This is a genomic window from Pseudomonas sp. KB_12 (assembly GCF_052114545.1).
Classification (GTDB): domain Bacteria; phylum Pseudomonadota; class Gammaproteobacteria; order Pseudomonadales; family Pseudomonadaceae; genus Aquipseudomonas; species Aquipseudomonas brassicacearum.
In genome coordinates, this window is record NZ_JBFREY010000041.1 from 1 (window position 1) to 21,330 (window position 21,330).

Below are 21,330 nucleotides of genomic sequence, written 5' to 3' on the forward strand. Positions count from 1 at the left end.
ATGGACGAGTACGAGGCTAAAAGCCGTGATCGTCAGCTTAGAGCTTTGCAGCGCAAGGCTACAAAGTTGGGTGTCCGATTGGTTGCGGCTTAAAAAAGCTTTAAGAACAAGGGGATGGATTTTGTTTGATGAGAGCTTGCTCCCGCTGGAGTGCGAAGCGCTCCTGATCCTGATCCAGGCCAAACGCTTTTGGGGCTGCTACGCAGCCCAGCGGGAGCAAGCTCCCTCGCCACAGGGGTTGCGTCGGGCTCAATCCCCCTTCGGCAATTCGATCAGGAACCGCGTCCAGCCATCGGCCGATTCACAGCGAATCTGCCCGCCATGGGCGCGGATGATCGAGCGGGTGATGGCCAGTCCGAGGCCCGCGTGTTCGCTGCTGCCCTCCTGGCGGGCCGGGTCGGCGCGATAGAAGCGGTCGAACAGGCGCGGCAGCAAGTCCGCTGCAATCCCCTCGCCGCTGTTCTCCACGCTTATGCTCACCCTTTGAGACGCATCGACAATGCGCACCCGCACTTCGCCGTCAGCGGGGGTGAAGCGCAGCGCATTGTCCAGCAGGTTGGAGAGCGCCCGGCGCAACATGTTGCGGTCACCCTCGATGCGCCCATCGCCCTCACGGCTCAGGCGTACGTTGGTGTCTTCGGCCAGCGGCGCGAAGAAGTCCAGCAGCACGTCCACCTCTTCGGCCAATCGCAGCGGTTCACGATTGAGCGCCAGCAAGCCGTGGTCGGCCTTGGCCAGGTACAGCATGTCGTTGACCAGTTGCGCCATCCATTGCAGTTCTTCGAGATTGCTGTGCAACGCCTCGCGGTAATCCTCCAAGGGGCGTTCGCGGGTGAGGGTGACCTGGGTGTGGGTCAGCAGGTTCGACAGCGGTGTGCGCAATTCATGGGCGATGTCGGCAGAAAACGCTGAAAGCCGCTGAAACGCATCGTCGAGGCGTCCGAGCATGGCGTTGATGCTGTGGGCCAATTCCGCCAGTTCGGCGGGCATTTGCTCTTCGGGCAGTCGGGCGTTGAGTGAGCGGGCCGAGACACTGCCGGCAATGGCGCCCATGCGCCGCAAGGGGCGCAAGGCCCGCCGGGCGGCCCAGGCACCCAGCAGGGCGGTGGCCAGGGCCGAGAGGCCGACGGTCAGCCAGATCAGGCGCTGCATGCGTTGCAGGAAGTGCTGGTGGTGGGTGATGTCCAGCAGCAGGGTCAGCTGCGGCGAATTGGCTCGATCGGGATACAGCGGCGCATTCAATACACGGTAATCAGTGTCGGCATCGCTGAGGGTCGACAGGCCGGGCCGCTCTGGCAATTGCGCTGGAATCCGGATCGAGCTGTCGTACCAGCGCACACCATCGCTGCCCTTGATGCGCAGCGCCAGGTCGGCCTGGCGGCTCAATTCATCTTCCAGGCGCGCCTGGGTCTGCTCAGCGTCGAGGTCTTGCAGGGCCCGGCGCAGGCCGATCAACTTGCCTTCGAGCAGTTGCTGGTCCAGTTCGATGAAGTGCGCCTCGCTGCCACGGCTGAACAACACCCCGGCGAACAATGACACCACGGCGGTGCAGGCGGCGAACAGCAGCGCCAGGCGGCTGCTCAGCGACAACCGCCTCACAGGCTGCGCTCTTCAAGCACATAACCCATGCCCCGCACGGTATGGATCAGTTTGCTGGGGAAGTCGTCGTCAATCTTGATTCGCAGGCGTCGTATCGCGACTTCGATGACGTTGGTGTCACTGTCGAAATTCATGTCCCAGACCTGGGACGCGATCAGCGATTTGGGTAGCACTTCGCCCTGGCGGCGCAGGAGCATTTCCAGCAAGGCGAATTCCTTGGCGGTGAGGTCGATGCGCCGGCCGCCGCGTTCGACACGACGGCGGATCAGGTCCAGGCGCAAGTCGGCCAGTTGCAGGCTGGTTTCCTGTTGCGTCGAACTGCCTCGACGCAACAGGCTGCGTACCCGCGCCAGCAACTCGGAAAAGGCAAAGGGCTTGACCAGGTAATCATCGGCGCCCAGCTCCAGGCCGTGTACGCGATCCTGTATCGCATCCCGCGCGGTGAGAAACAGCACCGGTGTCTCCAGCCCGGCGCCACGGACAGCTTGCAGGATCTGCCAGCCATCGCGGCCGGGCAACATCACGTCGAGGATCAGCAGGGCGTATTCACCGCTCAAGGCCAGTTGCTGGCCGGTGATGCCATCGGCCACCAGGTCGGCATTGAACCCGGCTTCACCCAGGCCCTGGCGCAGGTATTGGCCGGTTTTGGTTTGGTCTTCGACGATCAGCAGTTTCATGGGCAGCTCAGGGCATGGTTTGAACGTGGGCGTTATACCGCGGCGGCCGGGCTCGTGGCACAACCTGACAGAGTTGTAATGCAACTGTCAGTCAATTGGCAGCCGCACCGATCTAGAGTCTTGGGCAAGTTGAACCTTACCTTGTCGGAGTATGAACATGTTGATGGTAAACCGTCTGATCCTGGCCGCCTCCGCGTGGGTATTGAGTAGCTCGTTGTGGGCATCGCCCGGTGCGCACTTTGATTTCGGCCAGCCCGCACCGGCGGCCAAGGCCAGTCGCACCATCGAGGTGGTGATGGGCGACATGTCGTTCAATCCTGGCACGCTGGATATCAAGGCAGGCGAGACGGTGCGGTTTGTACTGATCAATAAAGGCCAGTTGTTGCACGAATTCAACCTCGGTAACGCCGCGATGCATGCCCAACACCAGCAGGAAATGCTCAAGATGCAACAGAGCGGCATGTTGACACCCACCGGGATGAAACCGGGAATGGACCATGCCTCGATGAATCCGGCCTCGATGGAGCACGGTGGTAAAGACCGCATGATGGGCCACGACGACGCTAACAGCGTGCTGGTTGAGCCGGGCAAGTCCGCCGAGCTGACCTGGGCTTTTGACAAGGCTACCCGGCTGGAATTTGCCTGCAATGTCCCCGGTCATTACCAGGCCGGGATGAAGGGCGACCTGACAGTCAGTCAGTAAGCACTCAAAGGCTGCGGCAAAGGCTGATAGAATCGGCTGATTCTTCAGTCAGGTTTCCGTCATGCATCCCGCAGCCGAACATTCGCCGCTGGGCAAATCCAGCGAATACATCGCCACGTACACGCCGTCACTGCTGTTCCCGATCCCGCGCACGGCGAAATGGGCGGAACTGGGCCTGACGGCCGAGACCCTGCCGTACAAGGGCGTGGATTTCTGGAACTGCTTCGAGCTGTCGTGGCTGCTGCCGTCCGGCAAGCCGGTGGTGGCCATCGGTGAATTCGCGATCCCGGCGGATTCGCCGAATATCATCGAGTCCAAATCCTTCAAACTGTACCTCAACTCCTTGAACCAGACCCCGTTCGCCGATACCGCGAGCCTGGAAGCGACCCTGCGCCAGGACCTGTCGGCGGCTGCCGGCAAAGCAGTGGGCGTGCGGATCCGCAGCCTCAAGGACGTGGAGCGTGAAGGCATCGTGGCGTTGCCCGGTACGTGCATCGACGATTTGGACATCAGCGTCGACTCCTACGCGCACCCGCGCCCGGAACTGCTGCGTTGCGATGCTTCGCGCATCGTCGAGCAAAGCCTGCACAGCCACTTGCTCAAGTCCAACTGCCCGGTGACCAGCCAGCCAGACTGGGGCAGCGTGGCGGTGGAATATCGCGGCGCGGCCCTGGACCCCGCCAGCCTGCTGGCCTACATCGTCAGCTTCCGCCAGCATTCGGATTTCCATGAGCAGTGCGTGGAGCGGATCTTTCTCGACCTGCAGCGCTTGCTCAAGCCGGAAAAGCTGACGGTGTACGCGCGGTATGTGCGTCGGGGCGGGTTGGATATCAACCCGTATCGCAGCACCGAAGACGTGCAACTGCCCAACCACCGCCTGGTCCGCCAATAAACGTTCCTTGTGAAAGTGAGCTCTTGTGGGAGCGAGCTTGCTCGCGATGAGTCCGGTACATTCGACATTGATGTCAGCTGACACACCGCTATCGCGAGCAAGCTCGCTCCCACAGGGAATGCGGTTCAGTTTTGTGAAACTAAAAAGCCCCGCTAGCGACAGCAGGGCTTTTTGCATTTAAAGGGTTCAGATCCCCATATTGCCCAACGCTTGCACGATGTTGCGCAAGGTCCCGGCAAGGGTGGGGTGTTCCACCTCGAAGCGTTCGACAGCCAGGTTCACATTGTCGGCGAGGTTGTTGTCCGGTGCTTTGGTTTCCAACTCAAGCTCAAGTTCGATCTTTTGCATCAGCGCGTGCAGGTCATCGCGCTCGACTTCGGAAAGCGGTGGATTCTGGTCCAATTGCTCGCGCAGTTTGTTGAGCTGTTCTTGCAATTCGCGGGCAGGCATTGGCGTACTCCCTTTATTGATAGGCACAGCCATGGACCGCGACAGTGTGTCAAAAGTCCGTGGCTTGCCTTAAGAGTAATCCACACTCACGCTCCCTGCATGATCCCGGTCATGGCTTCTCGCCTTTGAGTCGGCGCAGGCTGATGTCCGCCAGACAGGTGTCGAGTTCGCCCAGGTGATCGATCACCGAATGCACCCCCAGGCCGAACAATTGCACGGTGGCCTTGGCGCGCTTGGTTTCCCGTTCCTGTTGGCTCAGCGCCTGCCATTCGCCAGGCGCCAGGCCACACAGCGAGCCGCAGGACGCCAGGCCGATGGTCCACAAACCGGCGTTGAGCCCTGACTGCAACAACCGGGGTTCGCCACTGACCAACACGCAACCGTCCAGTTGCTGGACGTTCAGCGCCATCAGCGCCTGCCAGCAGGCATGTGGTGCTGGCCAAGGATTATTTGTTGCTGGAAGTTGCGGCGGTTTGATCCACGTCGGCAATGAGGCCGCCAAGGCATGACTGACGGCAGGCGGCAGTTCGTCGAGCCAGGCGCAGGGAATTTCCTGGCGCTGCAGGTGGTGCAAGCTCTCCAGGGCGCCCGGTGTTGGCTGCGCATGCTCGACTGGCGCTGCCCCTGGTTGACGGATGCGTGCACCGAAATCCACCAGGCATCCGCTCAGGCCAAACAGTACGGCGGTCAGGCTGGGGGCGAGGAGGGGCAGGGCTTCGGCGCGGGGCATGGGAACGTCCTTGAAATAACCTGCAGCCTAAAGGGCCTCGATGACAGTCCGGTGACAGTGAAATGAAGGGTGCCAGTCGTGGAAACGTCCTACGGCCTACTTGTTTTTTCGGTGCTGCCTATCCACGCGTTCCGTCTTATACTAGCCACCTTACCGCCTGGGCTCGGCGCCCTTGCCTGATTAATCCAAGGAGTTTTCCCCTATGCGCTGGAGCCATCGTCTAGCTCAGCTGTGTTTGTCAGCCAGCGTCGTGCTGGTTCCGTTCGCCGCCCAGGCCGCCACGGAAGAAGATCCTTGGGAAAGCATCAACCGTCCGATCTTTACCTTCAACGACACCATTGATACCTACGCGCTCAAGCCACTGGCCCAGGGTTATCAATACGTGACGCCGCAGTTCCTCGAAGACGGCATTCACAACATGTTCCGCAACATCGGTGACGTGGGCAACCTGGCCAACAACGTGCTGCAGGCCAAGCCGGCCGCTGCCGGGGTCGACACCGCCCGGTTGATCTTCAACACCACCTTCGGCCTGCTGGGCTTTTTCGATGTGGGCACCCAGATGGGCCTGCAGCGCAGCGATGAAGATTTTGGCCAGACCCTGGGCTACTGGGGACTGGGCAGCGGGCCATATGTAATGCTGCCGCTGCTGGGGCCAAGCACCCTGCGTGACGCGCCGGCCAAGCTGGTCGATGACTACACCGCCCCGTATCGTTATATCGATAACGTCTCGGTGCGTAACTCCATTCGAGGCCTGAACGTCGTCGACACCCGCGCCAGCCTGTTGTCGGCCGAGAAGATGGTGAGCGGCGACAAGTATGTCTTCATCCGCAACGCCTACCTGCAAAACCGCGAATTCAAGGTCAAGGATGGCCAGGTCGAAGACGATTTTTAATTCCGACCTGTAAAACCACGAAGGCGGCCCACAAGGCCGCCTTCTGTGCTTTTGGCGTCGTGTTTGAGCGGGTTTCATCCTTCCATTGAGTTACGCTTCGCTCGGTTCTTATAACTCTCTGTACTTTGACAAATAAAGACGGCAAGCGGCTATCTGCCTGAGCTTGAAACGCCCCGCGGATGGGAGTACCGTCTGCGCCTTAGAAGGGCACCTCTGATGTAGTTGTGTGTAGGGCAAAGGCCTGAAACCGGTACGACAGAGAGGCTAGAAAGCGAATCCAGTAGTGCGTGCAAGGCCAGACGGCCCAGCCCGCTACGCCAACCTAATTCTGGCGCCGTTTGCCCACATGCCAAAAACCAGTGCCACGCTGCTGATAATCGATGATGACGAAGTGGTGCGAGCCAGTCTCGCAGCCTACTTGGAAGACAGTGGTTTCAGCGTCCTGCAGGCCAGCAATGGCCAACAGGGTCTTCAGGTATTCGAGCAAGACAAGCCCGACCTGGTCATCTGCGACCTGCGCATGCCGCAGATGGGCGGACTCGAACTCATTCGCCAGGTCACCGAGATTTCCTCGCAGACTCCGGTGATCGTGGTTTCGGGCGCGGGCGTGATGAACGACGCGGTCGAGGCGTTGCGCCTGGGCGCGGCGGATTACCTGATCAAGCCCCTTGAAGACCTTGCGGTGCTCGAGCACTCGGTGCGCCGGGCCTTGGACCGTTCGCGCCTGTTGGTCGAAAACCAGCGCTACCGCGAGAAGCTGGAAACCGCCAACCGCGAGCTGGAAGCCAGCCTGAACCTGTTGCAGGAAGACCAGAACGCCGGGCGCCAGGTGCAGATGAACATGCTGCCGGTCAGCCCCTGGACTGTCGACGGTTTCCGTTTTGCCCACCAGATCATTCCGTCGTTGTACCTGTCGGGCGATTTCGTGGACTATTTCCGGGTCGACGAGCGGCGAGTGGCGTTCTACCTGGCGGACGTTTCCGGCCATGGCGCTTCTTCGGCATTCGTCACGGTGCTGTTGAAGTTCATGACCACGCGCCTGTTGTTCGAGTCCAAGCGCAATGGCACTCTGCCAGAGTTCAAGCCTTCTGAAGTCCTTGGGCATATCAACCGAGGCCTGATCAGTTGTAAGCTGGGCAAACACGTCACAATGGTCGGTGGAGTCATCGACGAGGAGACTGGTTTGTTGACCTATAGCATCGGCGGTCACCTGCCTTTGCCTGTGTTGTATACGCCAGACAGTGTGCGTTACCTGGAAGGGCGTGGTTTGCCGGTGGGCCTGTTCAACGAGGCCACCTACGAAGACCACGTACTGGAATTGCCGCCGACATTCAGCCTGACGCTGATGTCTGATGGCATTTTGGACCTTTTGACAGAACCTACACTCAAAGAGAAAGAAGCGGCCTTGCCTGAACGGGTGAGTGCAGCGGGCGGCAGCCTGGAAGGCTTGCGTCAAGTGTTTGGATTAGCCACGCTCGGGGAGATGCCGGATGATATCGCCCTGTTAGTGTTGAGCAGGAACCTTTGATGAGTACCGGTAGAATCCAGTTCGCCGAGCAGGACGGCACCTTTGTCCTGAAGTTTGTCGGTGAAGTGCGCCTGACCCTGTGTTCGGCGCTGGATGCGACTATTGAGCGGATCTTCACCTCGCTGAACTTCAGCGCCATCGTGATCGACCTGACCGAAACCCGCAGCATCGACAGCACCACATTGGGCCTGCTGGCTAAACTGTCGATCCTGTCGCGGCAGAAGGTCGGCCTGCTGCCGACAGTCGTCACCACCCACAACGACATTACCCGTCTGCTGCAATCGATGGGCTTCGACCAGGTGTTCAACATCGTGGGCGACCCTGTGCCGTGCCCGGAATGCCTGGACGACCTGCCTGACCAGGACCAGTCCGAAGAAGAAGTGCGGATCAAGGTGCTCGAAGCCCACAAGATCCTGATGGGGCTCAACGACTCCAATCGTGAAGCCTTCCATGACCTGGTGAATGCGCTGGAAGGGCCTTGACCCCTGGGTTTTGCTTAGGCAGACCGGCCCCATCGTCGGAACGCCGCCCGGAGCAAGCTCGCTCCCACATTGGAATGCATCACCTGTGGGAGCGAGCTTGCTCGCGATAGCGTCTATCGATCCGCCACATCCCTCAGGCCAAGCCGCACAAAAAAGGGCGAACCCACCAAGGTTCGCCCTTTTTGCATACCTTGTGAATCAGCTCAAAGCTTGGCTTGCAGCAACGCCTCCAGCTTCTCCTGGTCCCGGGCAAACTGACGAATACCTTCCGCCAGTTTCTCGGTCGCCATGGCGTCCTCGTTGGACAACCAGCGGAACTGCGTTTCATTGAGGATCAAGCGCGCTTCCCCGGCTTGCCCTGGCGCCAGCTTGCGCTCCAGCTTGCCTTCGTCGGCGGCCAGTTTTTCCAGCAGGTCCGGGCTGACGGTCAGGCGGTCGCAGCCGGCCAGTTGCTCGATCTGGTTGAGGTTGCGGAAGCTCGCGCCCATGACCACGGTCTTGTAGTCATTGGCCTTGTAGTAGTTGTAGATGCGCGTCACCGACTGCACGCCCGGATCATCAGCGCCGGTGTAGTCGTTGCCATTGGCTTTCTTGTACCAGTCGTAGATACGGCCCACGAACGGCGAAATCAGGAACACCCCGGCATCGGCGCAGGCGGCAGCCTGGGCGAAGGAGAACAGCAGGGTCAGGTTGCACTGGATGCCTTCACGCTCCAGCTGCTCGGCGGCACGAATGCCTTCCCAGGTGGAAGCGATCTTGATCAGCACGCGCTCGCGGCCAATGCCGGCCTTGTCGTACAGATCGATCAGGCGATGCGCACGCTTGAGCATGGCCTCGGTGTCGAACGACAGGCGCGCGTCCACTTCAGTGGAGATACGCCCAGGGATCACTTTCAGAATTTCTTGCCCGACCGCCACGGCAAAACGGTCGCTGGCCAGGCCCACATCGCCCTTGCAGTCCGCCACGCAGGCGTTCAGCTGCTCGGCATAACCTTGAATGGCCGAGGCCTTGAGCAGCAGGGAAGGGTTGGTGGTAGCGTCCACGGGTTTGACGCGGGCGATGGCCTCGAAGTCGCCGGTATCGGCCACAACGGTGGTGAACTGTTTGAGTTGTTCCAGCTTGGAAGTCATGAGCGTGCTCTGTCCTATGGGTCCGTTGACATTACCCGAGGGCCGGCAGCCACTCAAGGGCGTGAAGGGGTATCGACGGGCCCCAGCGGCAACAACCTGAAAACGGCTGTTTGAAAGGCCGGGGCGGTATCGGTAGATACGATGCCAAAACAGCGCGCAGGTTCAAAGCAAGTGACGGTTAACGCCCTTCCAGCAGTTGCCCCGCCTGATCCAGCAGCGCCAATGGATCCTTGGTTTTGTGAATGTCCACCGACAACAACTGCCGAAACCGCCGCGCCCCCGGGAACCCGGTGCCCAGGCCCAACACGTGACGAGTGATGTGATGCATCGCCCCGCCAGCGGCCAGGTGATCGGCGATATAAGGCCGCAATTGCGCCAGCGCCTCGGCCCGGGTGATGATTGGCGCGGTGCTGCCAAACAGCTGTTGATCCACCTCGGCCAGCAGATACGGGTTGTGATAGGCCTCGCGCCCCAGCATCACACCGTCGAAGGTCTGCAAATGCTCGTGGCACGCCTCCAGCGTCTTGATCCCGCCGTTGAGCACAATCTCCAACTCCGGGAAATCCGCCTTCAACCGCGCAGCCACGTCATAACGCAGCGGCGGGATATCGCGATTCTCCTTCGGCGACAACCCCTCCAGGATCGCAATCCGCGCATGCACGGTAAAACTCGTGCAACCGGCCTCACGCACCGTCCCGACAAACTCACACAACTGCTCGTAACTGTCCCGCCCATTGATCCCGATGCGATGCTTGACCGTCACCGGAATCGACACCGCATCGCGCATGGCCTTCACACAGTCAGCCACCAAATCTGGATGCCCCATCAGGCAGGCGCCGATCATATTGTTCTGCACCCGATCGCTGGGGCAGCCGACGTTGAGGTTCACCTCGTCGTAACCGTGCTCCTGGGCCATACGGGCACAGGCGGCCAGGTCGGCTGGGACGCTGCCGCCCAGTTGCAGGGCTAGCGGGTGTTCGGATGGGTGGTGGCGCAGGAAGCGTTCGTGGTCGCCGTTGAGTAGCGCGCCGGTGGTGACCATTTCGGTGTAGAGCAGGGCGTGCTTGGAGAGGATGCGTAGGAAGAAGCGACAGTGGGCGTCGGTCCAATCCATCATCGGGGCGACGGAGAAGCGGCGGGAGAGCGGGGCAGTTTGTAGGGGCATTGGGAATCTGAATCAGCGAGGCGGATGGCACAGTTTATCAGGGAAGGGCAGGAGGTGTTGGGAGAGCAATATTGCGCCGGATTCACCAGTTGGTGCGGGGGCGTTGTCGAGTGTGGAATACGCCGAGGATTTGGAGGCGATCACCGTGTACGCGGTACGGAATCAGGTAAGACCAGTTTGGGACCGCCCATTCCCGCGTCTGTTTGACTCGTCCTTCTCGACCCATTGCGGGAAACTGAGCCAATTTGTCTACGCTGGCGAAGATCGCTTCGGAGAAGTCGTCAGCAGCCTTGGGGTTTTCAAGTGCAATATAGCTGGCTTCGTCCTCCAGGTTTTTGAGTGCTTTTTCCAGCCACTCAACCTGCATTCTGACTCCAGCGCCGAGCACGCATCGCTGCCACTTGCTCATCGGTAGCAAATTTGCCTTGGTCAGCTTCCTTTACGGCAAGTTCGATCTGTGTGGTCAGCGCTTTTTCGTGTTCGATGAAGTCGCGAAGAACGTCCATCGCCAAGTAGCTCGCACTTTGGCCGTTGGTCTTGGCCAGATCGGCGAGGGAGTTCGATAGGTCTTCGGGCAGATTCAGGGATATGCCGGACATGGCAGCCTCGATGGTCGACGTTTTCGGGCATCTTACACCGTTGACCGAGCGCTTGAATCAGCAGGCCGTCGCAAGGTGTGTCTCGACGTGAATTGTTCCCCTCGTGCGCTGATCTGAAAAAGCCTCACAGACGCCGCCGTCCCGGGGGTAAATGTGGGATATGGAATGGCATGACATTGATCTCACACCGAGGATCAAAGCCAATGAGACTGCCCCATTCTCATTGGCCCATGCTTATGCTGATTATGGTTTCGGTTTGGATGTCTACCAGGCTCAATGCACCGTCGGAAAATGAGCAGCCGGTATCGATATAAACGACGTTGCCCAGGCGTATAACACTGGGTACTGTTGAGTGCCCAACATAGAGCCGGTCTATGCCTTTGATGGACGTGTGGTCTTGTTGCTCGATTTTCTCTCTTGCATACAGCGCTGTTTTCAAGGCGTGCCGCTGATGTGGCTCCCCAGAACTTCCAGTGATAGCGTCTTTGGCTTCCTGCCAGCCATCGTTATTTTGGATGACAGGGGCTTCGGCATGGACTATTCCAATTGTTTGATCGTTTGAAAGTTTGATTTCAATGATCAGTGGAAGTGCTTTCAGGGCTTTTGATAGTGCTTGCTGAATGTCGGGTTGTAACTCGTAGAGCCAGGCACCCCCGTTTCGGATATGTCGGGGTATGTCCCCATGGCCGGAGATGCAGTCAATAAGCATCTGCTCATGATTGCCGCGTATGGCGTGGAACCAAGGCTTCTCAAGCCAGTTCAATACGTCTATGGAGTCGGGGCCGCGGTCGATGAGGTCGCCCACGGAAAAGATGCGATCCAGCTCAGTGTTGAAGTCTAGTTTGTTTAAGGCTGCTGTTAGAAGTTTGAAATGCCCGTGAATGTCGCCCACCACAAAGTCGCGACCTTTTTTGTTGGGTGGGAAAGATCTCGTCCTGTACATTTTCAGTGCTTCAGCAGATGTTGATTGGCGGTGACTGTATCACTTGGCGAAATAAACAGTAAGACGGTGAGCGGGGGATAACGTTGTGCGGTCAAGCTTGAATCGCCAGCCCGATACACTTCTCAAAAACCTGCTCCATAGGCTCCATGAGGCCGTTATAAGCCGCAATGTTGGCAAAAATCCACTCGTCCTTCTCAATCCCCCACCAACTGATTTCAAACCCGGCATTCATGATGAGGTGTTCAAACAGGATGCGTTGCGCACGACCGTTGCCTTCGCGGAAGGGGTGTACGACGTTGATGTCGGAATAGGCCTCTGCCACCGCGACTATCAGCTCAGCCCGCTCCATGCCCTCGAACCAGTTTGCCGCCGCCATGTTGGCAAAGATCTTATTGGCTTCCTTCTCCATGTACTCAGGTTGGCAAAAGCGGGTGTCTTGTTTGGACATGCCAACGGTGCGCAGCTCTCCGGCCCATTCGAACAGGTCTGAAAAGAGGATTCGATGAATGTTTTGAAGGTAGGCCAGGCTGTAGGGGGGAGGGCTGAATTCGACGTTGTCCGCCGCGATGGCCGAGAGCTGTTGTTCGGCTTCGCTTAGGGTCGGTTCGTCACGGATATCGAGTTTGTTGCGAAGGACCGTGGAGCCGGGATAGCAATAAGCGTCCTCGCCGACTCCATATTTGTCAGCCATCAGGTTCTGGTCTGGGTAAAGGCCTTCAAGACCTCTTCACGCGTTGGCATTTTGCGTTCGCCGTCGGCGAAGGTCGTTTTGAAACCTTCCAGACGGAGGCTAGCCGCGTAGTTGGATCTACGCGTCCTGGCGGCATAGGCCTTTTTGGTTTCAAGGCTGACATTGCCCATGGGCTGGACCTCAATCGCGTTGGTTGGCCGATTATAGCCCATCCCGTTGGCATGGCCTATGTTGCGGTCTGGACGAAAAGCGTTGAGCGCTCATTCGTTTCGAGATTTGTCCTTGTCGCCCCTAGCTGCGCAGCCCAATCCATCGCCGGACACCCCCATCGGAAATTTCCCTCAAGCTGCGTCGCTCCCCGCTGACTATCCACCCAATCACCCCGTGCGTTAAGTTCTCTCCGTCGCTGCAAATTCAGCGGCAGGGTGTGGAAGCCCTAATGCCTGGGATTTTTTTTCAATTAATCCTGAGATCGCCCAATGAAAAAAGGTACTGCTATTGCTTTAAAACCGTGTCCGCAAGGCACGCATCATCTCAACCTCATCCAATCTGTCCTCCATTACATCAATTACAACCTCCTGCTCAATCTACGAATTCCGACCCCGGATTCGGTCCTTCATCAGTGGCATCCCTATCTTCAACCCGGCACTGACCTCCCATCCCCGCAGGAGTAACCCCTCATGACCCGCTACATGCCCATCACCGGTATTGAAAACAACTTCCACGCGCTCCTGATCGACACAGAAGCGCCGCTGGACGTGCTGCACGACACCGCTGCTTACCGCATCGCTGCTGTCACCCAGTTGCTGGAAAACCTCGCCATGCGTTCCGACATCAGTACGGACGCCGTGATACTCCATGATTTCGCCCAAGTGCTAGCGATCCCCCTGCGCGATGGGTGTGATCTGCTGGATGTGATTGGGCGGCGACTGCAGGCGCAGGTTTTGGCGCTGTAAGGGAAGTAGGCGACCTCACGAGGTCGCCTGCACTGTCTTGCTCATCACCCTGTGCAGTTTGCAATCCTGTGGGAGTGAGCCTGCTCGCGATAGCGGTGGGTCCGTTGGTGAGGATGTTGGATGTGATGCCGTCATCGCGAGCAAGCTCGCTCCCACAGGTTCGTCGGCGGCGTTTTGATGGGTTTGCTTGTATCCTCCCTGGGGGGATAGGATGGTGACATAAATTCATCGAAACCCAGGGCTCAAACCATGAGTGCGCACGACCACGAACATCCCCACCAAAGCCATGCGGCGATCATCAAGCGTCTCAAGCGCGCGGACGGTCATTTGCGCAGCATTATCACGATGATCGAAGAGGGCCGTGAGTGCGTGGATATCGCCCAGCAGTTGCATGCGGTGGAGAAAGCGGTGTGCCAGGCCAAGCGGACGTTGATCCAGGATCACATCGATCACTGCCTGGAGGACACCGTTTCGTCGTTGCATAAAGGCGAGCGCGCGCCGCTGGAAGCTTTCAAACAAATCACCAAGTACCTCTAGGCCCGACATGCCCAATTTTGCTGAACTGCTGCAACAGGGTGGCACTCACGCCTGGCTGTATTTCCCCAGCGCTATCTTGCTGGGTGCCTTGCATGGCCTGGAGCCTGGTCATTCGAAAACCATGATGGCGGCGTTTATCGTGGCGATTCGGGGCTCGGTCAAGCAGGCGGTGTTGCTGGGCTTGGCGGCTACGCTATCCCACACTGCGGTGGTGTGGCTGGTCGCGATCGGCGGCATGTACCTGGGCCAGGGGTTGGACGCCGAAACCACCGAGCCTTATTTCCAACTGGCATCCGCTGCGCTGATCATTGCCATCGCGCTGTGGATGCTGTGGCGTACCTGGCGCGGCGAGCAGATGTTCAGGTTCGCGCAAAGTCACGACCACCATCATCACGATCACGATCACGATCATCACCACCACGAACATGACCACGGGCATCCCGACCCCAAAGGCCTGGCGCTGTCGCTGGAGGGTTATCAGGACGCCCACGAGCAGGCACATGCCAACGATATCCGCAGGCGCTTCACCAATCGGGAGGTCACCACCGGCCAGATCATTGTGTTTGGCCTGACGGGCGGGCTCATTCCTTGCCCCGCGGCCATTACCGTGCTGCTGCTGTGCCTGCAAGTCAAAGAAGTCGCGCTGGGCGGTCTGCTTGTCCTGTGCTTCAGCATCGGCCTGGCGATTACCCTGGTGACCGTGGGGGCGGCGGCGGCCATTGGTGCACGGCAGGCTTCCAATCGCTGGCCTTGGTTGGGCACCGTTGCTCGCCGGGCACCTTACCTGTCGAGTCTGCTGATCATCGGCGTCGGTCTCTACGTGGGGATCCATGGCTGGATCGGCTTGAACGCGTAGCCTCCACCGATCAGTTCGCACCTTCTGGCGCAGAGGGTGCGCTGCCCGGCCGCTGCAGCGAAGCGCCTTCCAAGGTCTTCCACAGCTTACGCATCGTTGGGTTGCGATTGGCAATCGCACAGTACGAGCGAATCTCCAATCGCGTGCTCCATTGCTCGCCACCGGCCCGCACCAACAGCCCACGTTCCAACTCGTCGGCCACCGCACTCTGCGGCAGCCAGGCCACGCCGTAGCCCTCGATGGCCATGCGCATCAGCAGCATCGCCATGTCCGCTTCATAACAGCGCTCCAGCGCGATCGGTTCAGGGCCGTTGTTGATGACGATGTCCGCCACGCGCCCCAGGAATGTCGTTGCCGTATAGGCGAGGTAGGGGACCGGTTTGCCAGCACGGCCGGGCAGGCGGAACAGCGGGGCGCCCTTGCGGTTGGGCGCGCACAGGGGGATGAACGCATCGTGGCCGAGCACCAGGCTGCCAAAACGCTCGGGGTCCAGCAGGATGGGCGCAAGCGGATGGTGGTAGACCATCATCAAGTCGCAACTGCCTTCCTCCAGTGCAATGACGGCGTCATGAATATTGGCGGCCACCACCCGGGCGTTGAACTGTTCGTTGTGTTGCTGGAACTGCGAGAGCCACTTGGGCAGGAAGGTCATCGACAGGCTGTGGCCGGCGGTGATCTGGATCGAGCGTCCGGGCATTCGTTCCACGTCGCGCAGCGTCGAGCGCAACCTCAGTAATCCGGCGAGGGCCTCTCGGCTTTCATCGCAGAAGGTGACTCCCGCGGGTGTGAGTTGGACAGGGTAGGTGCCCCGGTCCACCAGCTTGACGCCCACCCATTCCTCAAGTGAGCGAATACGCCGGGACAAGGCCGATTGCGTCACGCAACGCACCTCGGCGGCGCGGGAGAAATTTTTCCATTCGCCAATCGCCAGAAGGTCATCCAGCCATTTGAGTTGCATATCGGAATCCCCGTTGTGAGCGCTCGATTTTACTGCGCAATCCCCCGGCCCAGCGCGGCCTTTTACTAACTATTCCAAAAGCGCATGGGGTTAGCTGGATTACTCATCATCCTTCCGGATCCGCTCCTTAGAATCGATCTTGCCAAGTAAAAAACTCCAAGAACTACTTGAGGACAGCACCGTGAAGAAGAATAAGCTCCCACGTCGAATTGCAATGGGCATTGCCCTGGGCGTACTTGTTGGTTGGGCGTGTCACCATTTCGCAGGGAGCGAGCAAAGTGCCAAAGAGATCGCCGGTTACTTCTCGATGGTCACTGACATTTTCCTGCGCATGATCAAGATGATCATCGCGCCCCTGGTCTTCGCGACGTTGGTGGGCGGTATCGCCAGCATGGGCAATTCCCGTTCCGTTGGCAGGATCGGGGCTCGGGCGATGGCCTGGTTCGTCACTGCTTCACTCGTGTCGCTGCTGATCGGGATGGGCCTGGTCAATCTGTTTCAACCCGGTGCCGGGTTGAACATGGACGTGGCCCAGCACGCAACGGCCGCCGTGCCGGTCAACACCGGTGACTTCAGCCTCAAGGCGTTCATCGGCCATGTGTTTCCGCGCAGCATTGCCGAAGCGATGGCCAACAACGAGATCCTGCAGATCGTGGTGTTTTCGCTGTTCTTCGGCTTTGCACTGGCCGGCGTGAAACGGGCGGGTTACACCCGGATCACCGATTCCATCGAAGAGCTGGCGAAGGTGATGTTCAAGATCACCGACTACGTGATGGCGTTCGCGCCGATTGGGGTGTTTGCCGCCATCGCCTCGGCCATTACCACCCAAGGGCTTGGCCTGCTGGTGGATTACGGCAAGCTGATCGCCGAGTTCTACCTGGGGATCATGATTCTCTGGGCGCTGCTGTTCGGCGCTGGCTACCTGTTTCTCGGCCGCTCGGTTTTTCACCTCGGCAAGCTCATTCGCGAACCGATTCTGCTGGCTTTTTCCACCGCCAGCAGCGAATCCGCCTACCCGAAAACCATCGAGGCGCTGGAGAAGTTTGGCGCGCCCAAACGCGTGTCCAGCTTCGTGCTGCCCCTCGGTTACTCGTTCAACCTCGACGGTTCCATGATGTACCAGGCGTTCGCCATCCTGTTCATCGCCCAGGCCTACAACATTGATTTGAGTTTCACCCAGCAGTTGCTGATTCTTCTGACGCTGATGATCACCAGCAAGGGCATGGCCGGTGTCGCGCGGGCTTCGGTGGTCGTGGTCGCGGCCACGTTGCCGATGTTCAATCTTCCCGAGGCGGGGCTGCTGTTGATCATTGGCATCGACCAGTTCCTCGACATGGCCCGCACCGCCACCAACGTGGTGGGTAACAGTATTGCGACGGCGGTGGTCGCCAAGTCCGAACCACAGGAAGAGGCCGACGAGGACGAGGGCGCACATGCCCCGGTTCGGTCGCGATCCGAGCCGGTGCCGGTGGCTTGAGGAGACGTTCATGAAGGCTAAAGCGCAGTCGAGTCACAAGGCTTCTGTGGTGCGCAAGTTGGGCATCGTCGGTGGGCTTGGGTCACTGGCCGGGGGCGATCTGTTCTACAAGTTGGTCAAGTCCCGGGCGGTGCTCGAGGATCAGGGGCGCTACCATTTCCTGTTCGAACAGCACCCCTTCAAGGACGTGCTGCTGCCGTTGGACCAGGGCGCGAGCATGACGTCGCGTAAGTTCTATGTGTTCCAGGTGTGCAAGTCGTTCGAGGACAGTGGCTTCGATGCGGTGATGCTCCCATGCTTTGCCAGCCATACCTTTCGCGCCGAAATCGAGGAGGAGTTGAGCATTCCCGTGCTGGACATGATGGCCGCCTTGACCCGGCACGTCAGCCACACGGTGCTGCCCCAGACGACGTTAGGGGTGATCGCCTCCGATTTCGTGCGCCATTGCGGATTGTTCGAGCGACATTTCGGCAAAGACTTCCAGATTGTTTACCCCGACGCAGACGCTCAAGCGGGGTTGATGGAGGCGATGTACGGTCTCAACGGCATCAAGGACGGTCATCTCGAAGGCGTGCCGCTTGAAGCGGTCTACCAGGCGTGCCTCTCGTTGCAGGCCCAGGGTGCGACGGTGATCCTGCCCGGCATGACCGAGCTGTCCCTGGTTTGTGCCGATTTGCAGCGTCGCGGGATCACCGTGCTGGACGTCAATGAGATCTACGCCGACTTCGCTACGCTGGACCAGCAGCCCAGGCGCCCACCTTTCAAACTGGGCATCGTGGGAGGCGTCGGGCCTGCCGCCACGGTGGACTTCATGGCCAAGGTGGTGGCCAATACCCCGGCGGGAAAGGACCAGGACCACATCAAGATGGTGGTCGAGCAAAACCCGCAGATACCGGACCGGACGGCCAACCTGCTGCGCGATGAAACCGACCCGACGATGGCGATGTATGCCACGTGCAAACGTCTCGAAAGTGCCGGCGCCAACGCCATTGCGATTCCCTGCAACACCGCCCATGCCTTCGTCGAGCGGATCCAGGCGCACCTGAGGGTGCCCATCGTGAACATGTTGAGCGAGACGGTGGAGTGGATCGCGCGGACCTATGGTTCGGGCAAGGCGATTGGCCTGCTGGCGACTTCCGGTACGGTGCAGAGCCAGGTCTATCACCAGGCGGCGCGCCATGCCGGGCTCCAGGTCCTCACGCCAGGTGTCGATTACCAGGCGATGGTCATGGACGCCATCTATGGACCGCGGGGTATCAAGGCTGGCTTCACGCAGGGACTCTGCAAGGAGCAGCTGTTGCTGGCGGCCGAGCATTTGTGCGAGCTGGGGGCGGGGGTGTTGATCCTGGGGTGTACGGAGTTGCCGCTGGTGTTGGCGCATTGCGAGGCGTTGGATATCAATGGGCACAGGGTGGCGCTGGTTGATCCGACGATGATTCTGGCGTTGAAGTGTGTGGCGTTGGCGCAGAAGGCTGACAAGCCGATGAGCGTGCTGAAAACGTTGAAGGATGTTGCTGCGATTTGACGTGAAAATTGGCCCCCTGTGGCGAGGGAGCTTGCTCCCGCTTGAGTGCGAAGCGCTCACAAAAAGGGGCTGCTCCGCAGCCCAGCGGGAGCAAGCTCCCTCGCCACAATGAATCAGGCCACACTGAATCAAGCCTGGCTCAATCAAACCGCCTTGATGTGGTTGGCCGGCCCGCGCAGCGCCGCAATGTCCCGCTTGGGCGGCACGCCAAACAAGCGGGCGTATTCGCGGCTGAACTGGGAAGGGCTTTCATAGCCCACCTTGAAGGCCGCACTCGCCACATCCACGTGCTCGTTGAGCATCAAGCGTTTTGCTTCGTTCAACCGCAGCCACTTCTGGTATTGCAGCGGGCTCATCGCCGTGAGCTGTCGGAAGTGGTGGTGAAACGTCGGCGCGCTCATTTGCACCCGCGCCGCGAGGTCGTCTACGCGCACGGGTTCGGTGTAGTTCAATTTCAACCAGTCGATGGCTTTGGCGATCCGGTAGCCTTGGCTATCGACCGAAACGATCTGCCGCAGTCGGGCGGCCTGGTCGCTGAGCAGCAGCCGGTAGTGAATCTCGCGCTGGATCAACGGCGCCAGTATGGGGATGGCTTCGGGCTCATCCAGTAACCCCAGCAGGCGCGCGAACGGTTCCAGCAGGTCCGGCGTTGCGGTGCCGATTCCCGCGCCGATCCCGACTGCTCGATCACGCGGCGGTGACAGGCTGCCTTGGGCGATCAGATCGGCCACCATGCGCAAGTCGAGCCTCAGAACCAGGCCCAGGCAGGGCTGTTCCGGGCTGGCCTGCATCACCTCGGAATTGGCCGGGATGTCCAGGGAGGTCATGAGGAACCGCCCGGTGTCGTAGCCATAGGCTTCGCCGCCGATCCAGACCTGCTTTTCGCCTTGAACCACCAGCACGATGCTCGGTTCGATCATGCAAGTCACCGGCGGCGCCGGGGCGTCACGCCGGAAGAAGACGAGGCCGGCGATGGGCGTTTCAAAGTCGCCCGGGTGTGAGGTCCGGGCGCCGATGATGGCGGCCAGAGTCTCTTGTACGGATCTGCGTTGGATGGCCATGTCGGGTCCGGGTGTCATCTGAGCTCAAGCGCTATAGGCAGAACATTAACTCGCCAAGCGAAGCGCTGCCTATACGCAATAGAAACACTCATAGGATCAGGCAAGCATCTCAGCGTAATGCACTACCGGTCGGCCGGGCTGAACCCTGAAGATACAACCTCATTCAATCCAGCAAGGAGTCTTCTGATGCGTGTACAAGCCTATGGCGCCCACGCGGGCGACAAGCCCCTTGAACCCCTGCAGATCACTCGTCGCACGCCGGGCGCCCACGACGTCCAGATCGACATCGCTTTTTGTGGTATCTGCCATTCGGACCTGCACCAGGTGCGTGCCGAGTGGGCGGGTACCCAGTTCCCTTGCGTACCGGGCCACGAAATCGTCGGTCGGGTCGCGGCGGTGGGCGCCCATGTGTCCGGCTTCAAGACCGGCGACCTGGTGGGCGTTGGCTGCATCGTCGACAGCTGCAAGCACTGTGACGACTGCGACAGCGGCCTGGAAAATTATTGTGACGGGATGATCGGGACCTACAACTTCCCAACCCCGGATGAGCCCGGTTGGACGCTGGGTGGCTATTCGCAAAACATCGTGGTGCATGAGCGCTATGTGTTGCGCATTCGTCACCCCGAAGCCCAGCTTGCCGCCGTCGCGCCGCTGCTCTGCGCAGGCATCACCACCTATTCGCCGCTGCGCCACTGGAACGTCGGGCCGGGCAAGAAAGTCGGTGTGGTTGGCATTGGGGGGCTGGGTCACATGGGCATCAAGCTCGCCCATGCGATGGGGGCTCACGTCGTGGCGTTCACCACGTCCGAGTCCAAGCGCGAGGATGCCAGGCAGTTGGGGGCCGACGAGGTCGTTGTGTCGCGCAATGCTGAAGAAATGACCGCGCACACCAAGACTTTCGATTTCATCTTGAACACCGTGGCGGCCCCTCACGATCTGGACGCGCTGCTGGTGCTGCTCAAGCGCGACGGCACGATGGCCCTGGTGGGCGCCCCGGCAACTGCGCATCCTTCGCCGAATGTCTTCAACCTGATCATGAAGCGACGCACCCTCGCCGGGTCGATGATCGGCGGCATCCCCGAAACCCAGGAGATGCTCGATTTCTGCGCAGAGCATGGCATCGTCGCCGACATCGAACTGGTCCGGGCCGAGCAGATCAACGCGTCCTACGAACGCATGCTCAAGGGCGATGTGAAGTATCGCTTCGTGATCGATAACGCGACCTTGGTCGGCTGATAGAGCGCCACCGGGTTGCTCGCGAAAGGGGGCTGCCTGGGGCCGTGATGTTGGCTGTGCCGACGTCATCGCGAGCAGGCTCGCTCCCACAGGGGGAGGTGTGGCGTGCAGGAAATATGTGAACACCCCCGCTCAAAACTGTGGGAGCGAGCTTGCTCGCGATAGCGGTCTGCCTGAGACGGTGATGTTGGATGTGCCGCCGTCATCGCGAGCAAGCTCGCTCCCACAGGGGAATAGGTGGCA

General features: G+C 59.8%; 24 protein-coding genes. 11 read left to right on the forward strand and 13 right to left on the reverse strand.

All coding sequences use genetic code 11. The annotated features are described in order from the left end of the window. Window positions 1–249: 249 nt before the first annotated feature. Window positions 250–1,599, reverse strand: a complete 1,350-nt coding sequence (locus tag AB4Z20_RS24635; protein WP_253472962.1) for a heavy metal sensor histidine kinase — start codon at window positions 1,597–1,599, stop codon at window positions 250–252. Beyond that, on the reverse strand, window positions 1,596–2,276 hold the full coding sequence (locus tag AB4Z20_RS24640; protein ID WP_253472965.1) for a heavy metal response regulator transcription factor: 681 nt from the start codon (window positions 2,274–2,276) through the stop codon (window positions 1,596–1,598). The genes AB4Z20_RS24635 and AB4Z20_RS24640 overlap by 4 nt, the downstream gene beginning before the upstream one ends. Before the next feature lie 157 nt (window positions 2,277–2,433). Here AB4Z20_RS24640 and copI point away from each other — a divergent pair, with 157 nt between their 5' ends. Further along, entirely contained in the window at window positions 2,434–2,979 is a 546-nt protein-coding gene (copI, locus tag AB4Z20_RS24645) for a copper-resistant cuproprotein CopI (protein ID WP_442090752.1), read from the forward strand. 61 nt (window positions 2,980–3,040) lie between these two features. Further along, window positions 3,041–3,871: an NADPH-dependent 7-cyano-7-deazaguanine reductase QueF gene (queF, locus tag AB4Z20_RS24650; RefSeq protein WP_013692631.1), complete on the forward strand. Its 831-nt coding sequence runs from the start codon at window positions 3,041–3,043 to the stop codon at window positions 3,869–3,871. Between the two features lie 186 nt (window positions 3,872–4,057). On the opposite strand, the gene AB4Z20_RS24655 is transcribed toward queF, so the two are convergent. Together AB4Z20_RS24655 and AB4Z20_RS24660 are read right to left on the reverse strand one after the other, a co-directional pair. Further along, on the reverse strand, window positions 4,058–4,321 hold the full coding sequence (locus AB4Z20_RS24655) for a DUF4404 family protein (protein ID WP_214508918.1): 264 nt from the start codon (window positions 4,319–4,321) through the stop codon (window positions 4,058–4,060). A 109-nt stretch (window positions 4,322–4,430) separates the two neighbouring features. Continuing rightward, the gene (locus AB4Z20_RS24660; RefSeq protein ID WP_214508919.1) at window positions 4,431–5,051 is read right to left on the reverse strand and encodes an HAD family phosphatase; all 621 of its coding nucleotides are present in this window, start codon (window positions 5,049–5,051) and stop codon (window positions 4,431–4,433) included. A 202-nt stretch (window positions 5,052–5,253) separates the two neighbouring features. On the opposite strand from AB4Z20_RS24660, the gene AB4Z20_RS24665 reads away from it, so the two are divergent. From AB4Z20_RS24665 to rssC, 3 genes are all read left to right on the forward strand, one after another. Further along, on the forward strand, window positions 5,254–5,943 hold the full coding sequence (locus AB4Z20_RS24665; protein ID WP_092344347.1) for an MlaA family lipoprotein: 690 nt from the start codon (window positions 5,254–5,256) through the stop codon (window positions 5,941–5,943). A 346-nt stretch (window positions 5,944–6,289) separates the two neighbouring features. Continuing rightward, window positions 6,290–7,471 carry a two-component system response regulator RssB gene (gene rssB / locus AB4Z20_RS24670; protein WP_210643695.1) on the forward strand — a complete coding sequence of 394 codons (1,182 nt, stop codon included), beginning with the start codon at window positions 6,290–6,292 and terminating at the stop codon, window positions 7,469–7,471. Next, window positions 7,471–7,953, forward strand: a complete 483-nt coding sequence (rssC, locus tag AB4Z20_RS24675) for an anti-sigma factor antagonist RssC (protein ID WP_018609990.1) — start codon at window positions 7,471–7,473, stop codon at window positions 7,951–7,953. Before rssB ends, rssC begins: the two co-directional genes overlap by 1 nt. Window positions 7,954–8,156: 203 nt before the next feature. Here the strand turns inward: rssC and tal are convergent, their stop codons facing one another. The 7 genes from tal to AB4Z20_RS24710 form a co-directional block, all read right to left on the reverse strand. After that, complete coding sequence (gene tal, locus AB4Z20_RS24680) at window positions 8,157–9,083, reverse strand: transaldolase (RefSeq protein ID WP_214508920.1); 927 nt, start codon at window positions 9,081–9,083, stop codon at window positions 8,157–8,159. Window positions 9,084–9,261: 178 nt separating this feature from the next. Continuing rightward, window positions 9,262–10,248 carry a tRNA dihydrouridine(20/20a) synthase DusA gene (gene dusA, locus AB4Z20_RS24685; protein ID WP_442090756.1) on the reverse strand — a complete coding sequence of 329 codons (987 nt, stop codon included), beginning with the start codon at window positions 10,246–10,248 and terminating at the stop codon, window positions 9,262–9,264. An 82-nt stretch (window positions 10,249–10,330) separates the two neighbouring features. After that, complete coding sequence (locus AB4Z20_RS24690; RefSeq protein ID WP_024616334.1) at window positions 10,331–10,615, reverse strand: type II toxin-antitoxin system RelE/ParE family toxin; 285 nt, start codon at window positions 10,613–10,615, stop codon at window positions 10,331–10,333. After that, window positions 10,605–10,847: a hypothetical protein gene (locus tag AB4Z20_RS24695; RefSeq protein ID WP_024616335.1), complete on the reverse strand. Its 243-nt coding sequence runs from the start codon at window positions 10,845–10,847 to the stop codon at window positions 10,605–10,607. Before AB4Z20_RS24695 ends, AB4Z20_RS24690 begins: the two co-directional genes overlap by 11 nt. A 220-nt stretch (window positions 10,848–11,067) precedes the next feature. Next, window positions 11,068–11,739 (reverse strand): metallophosphoesterase, encoded by a 672-nt coding sequence (locus AB4Z20_RS24700; protein WP_442090759.1) that lies wholly within the window; start codon window positions 11,737–11,739, stop codon window positions 11,068–11,070. 142 nt (window positions 11,740–11,881) lie between these two features. Continuing rightward, the gene (locus AB4Z20_RS24705; RefSeq protein WP_442090760.1) at window positions 11,882–12,481 is read right to left on the reverse strand and encodes a putative adenosine monophosphate-protein transferase Fic; all 600 of its coding nucleotides are present in this window, start codon (window positions 12,479–12,481) and stop codon (window positions 11,882–11,884) included. Then, entirely contained in the window at window positions 12,481–12,651 is a 171-nt protein-coding gene (locus AB4Z20_RS24710) for a YhfG family protein (protein ID WP_003199786.1), read from the reverse strand. The genes AB4Z20_RS24705 and AB4Z20_RS24710 overlap by 1 nt, the downstream gene beginning before the upstream one ends. A gap of 510 nt (window positions 12,652–13,161) precedes the next feature. On the opposite strand from AB4Z20_RS24710, the gene AB4Z20_RS24715 reads away from it, so the two are divergent. The 3 genes from AB4Z20_RS24715 (at window position 13,162) to AB4Z20_RS24725 (ending at window position 14,830) form a co-directional block, all read left to right on the forward strand. Beyond that, window positions 13,162–13,437 carry a hypothetical protein gene (locus AB4Z20_RS24715; protein ID WP_442090762.1) on the forward strand — a complete coding sequence of 92 codons (276 nt, stop codon included), beginning with the start codon at window positions 13,162–13,164 and terminating at the stop codon, window positions 13,435–13,437. 249 nt (window positions 13,438–13,686) lie between these two features. Next, the gene (locus AB4Z20_RS24720) at window positions 13,687–13,974 is read left to right on the forward strand and encodes a metal-sensing transcriptional repressor (protein ID WP_442090764.1); all 288 of its coding nucleotides are present in this window, start codon (window positions 13,687–13,689) and stop codon (window positions 13,972–13,974) included. 7 nt (window positions 13,975–13,981) lie between these two features. Beyond that, window positions 13,982–14,830 carry a nickel/cobalt efflux transporter gene (locus AB4Z20_RS24725; RefSeq protein ID WP_442090766.1) on the forward strand — a complete coding sequence of 283 codons (849 nt, stop codon included), beginning with the start codon at window positions 13,982–13,984 and terminating at the stop codon, window positions 14,828–14,830. Window positions 14,831–14,840: 10 nt separating this feature from the next. Here the strand turns inward: AB4Z20_RS24725 and AB4Z20_RS24730 are convergent, their stop codons facing one another. Further along, complete coding sequence (locus AB4Z20_RS24730) at window positions 14,841–15,788, reverse strand: LysR substrate-binding domain-containing protein (protein ID WP_258690746.1); 948 nt, start codon at window positions 15,786–15,788, stop codon at window positions 14,841–14,843. A 181-nt stretch (window positions 15,789–15,969) separates the two neighbouring features. Here AB4Z20_RS24730 and AB4Z20_RS24735 point away from each other — a divergent pair, with 181 nt between their 5' ends. Continuing rightward, window positions 15,970–17,265, forward strand: coding sequence for a dicarboxylate/amino acid:cation symporter (locus AB4Z20_RS24735; protein WP_258690747.1), 1,296 nt, complete (start codon window positions 15,970–15,972; stop codon window positions 17,263–17,265). 10 nt (window positions 17,266–17,275) lie between these two features. Continuing rightward, window positions 17,276–18,790, forward strand: coding sequence for an amino acid racemase (locus AB4Z20_RS24740; protein WP_442090769.1), 1,515 nt, complete (start codon window positions 17,276–17,278; stop codon window positions 18,788–18,790). A 143-nt stretch (window positions 18,791–18,933) separates the two neighbouring features. Here the strand turns inward: AB4Z20_RS24740 and AB4Z20_RS24745 are convergent, their stop codons facing one another. Further along, window positions 18,934–19,851 carry an AraC family transcriptional regulator N-terminal domain-containing protein gene (locus tag AB4Z20_RS24745; RefSeq protein WP_442090771.1) on the reverse strand — a complete coding sequence of 306 codons (918 nt, stop codon included), beginning with the start codon at window positions 19,849–19,851 and terminating at the stop codon, window positions 18,934–18,936. A 186-nt stretch (window positions 19,852–20,037) separates the two neighbouring features. On the opposite strand from AB4Z20_RS24745, the gene AB4Z20_RS24750 reads away from it, so the two are divergent. Beyond that, window positions 20,038–21,087: an NAD(P)-dependent alcohol dehydrogenase gene (locus AB4Z20_RS24750; RefSeq protein WP_442090773.1), complete on the forward strand. Its 1,050-nt coding sequence runs from the start codon at window positions 20,038–20,040 to the stop codon at window positions 21,085–21,087. The last annotated feature ends 243 nt before the right edge of the window (window positions 21,088–21,330 follow it).

Bases quoted from the DNA above. Each gene is read 5' to 3' on its own strand.
- AB4Z20_RS24640 (WP_253472965.1), bottom strand. From the start codon at position 2,276: ATGAAACTGCTGATCGTCGAAGACCAAACCAAAACCGGCCAATACCTG.
- copI (WP_442090752.1), top strand. From the start codon at position 2,434: ATGTTGATGGTAAACCGTCTGATCCTGGCCGCCTCCGCGTGGGTATTG.
- queF (WP_013692631.1), top strand. From the start codon at position 3,041: ATGCATCCCGCAGCCGAACATTCGCCGCTGGGCAAATCCAGCGAATAC.
- AB4Z20_RS24655 (WP_214508918.1), bottom strand. From the start codon at position 4,321: ATGCCTGCCCGCGAATTGCAAGAACAGCTCAACAAACTGCGCGAGCAA.
- AB4Z20_RS24660 (WP_214508919.1), bottom strand. From the start codon at position 5,051: ATGCCCCGCGCCGAAGCCCTGCCCCTCCTCGCCCCCAGCCTGACCGCC.
- AB4Z20_RS24665 (WP_092344347.1), top strand. From the start codon at position 5,254: ATGCGCTGGAGCCATCGTCTAGCTCAGCTGTGTTTGTCAGCCAGCGTC.
- rssB (WP_210643695.1), top strand. From the start codon at position 6,290: ATGCCAAAAACCAGTGCCACGCTGCTGATAATCGATGATGACGAAGTG.
- rssC (WP_018609990.1), top strand. From the start codon at position 7,471: ATGAGTACCGGTAGAATCCAGTTCGCCGAGCAGGACGGCACCTTTGTC.
- tal (WP_214508920.1), bottom strand. From the start codon at position 9,083: ATGACTTCCAAGCTGGAACAACTCAAACAGTTCACCACCGTTGTGGCC.
- dusA (WP_442090756.1), bottom strand. From the start codon at position 10,248: ATGCCCCTACAAACTGCCCCGCTCTCCCGCCGCTTCTCCGTCGCCCCG.
- AB4Z20_RS24690 (WP_024616334.1), bottom strand. From the start codon at position 10,615: ATGCAGGTTGAGTGGCTGGAAAAAGCACTCAAAAACCTGGAGGACGAA.
- AB4Z20_RS24695 (WP_024616335.1), bottom strand. From the start codon at position 10,847: ATGTCCGGCATATCCCTGAATCTGCCCGAAGACCTATCGAACTCCCTC.
- AB4Z20_RS24705 (WP_442090760.1), bottom strand. From the start codon at position 12,481: ATGGCTGACAAATATGGAGTCGGCGAGGACGCTTATTGCTATCCCGGC.
- AB4Z20_RS24710 (WP_003199786.1), bottom strand. From the start codon at position 12,651: ATGGGCAATGTCAGCCTTGAAACCAAAAAGGCCTATGCCGCCAGGACG.
- AB4Z20_RS24715 (WP_442090762.1), top strand. From the start codon at position 13,162: ATGACCCGCTACATGCCCATCACCGGTATTGAAAACAACTTCCACGCG.
- AB4Z20_RS24720 (WP_442090764.1), top strand. From the start codon at position 13,687: ATGAGTGCGCACGACCACGAACATCCCCACCAAAGCCATGCGGCGATC.
- AB4Z20_RS24725 (WP_442090766.1), top strand. From the start codon at position 13,982: ATGCCCAATTTTGCTGAACTGCTGCAACAGGGTGGCACTCACGCCTGG.
- AB4Z20_RS24730 (WP_258690746.1), bottom strand. From the start codon at position 15,788: ATGCAACTCAAATGGCTGGATGACCTTCTGGCGATTGGCGAATGGAAA.
- AB4Z20_RS24740 (WP_442090769.1), top strand. From the start codon at position 17,276: ATGAAGGCTAAAGCGCAGTCGAGTCACAAGGCTTCTGTGGTGCGCAAG.
- AB4Z20_RS24745 (WP_442090771.1), bottom strand. From the start codon at position 19,851: ATGGCCATCCAACGCAGATCCGTACAAGAGACTCTGGCCGCCATCATC.
- AB4Z20_RS24750 (WP_442090773.1), top strand. From the start codon at position 20,038: ATGCGTGTACAAGCCTATGGCGCCCACGCGGGCGACAAGCCCCTTGAA.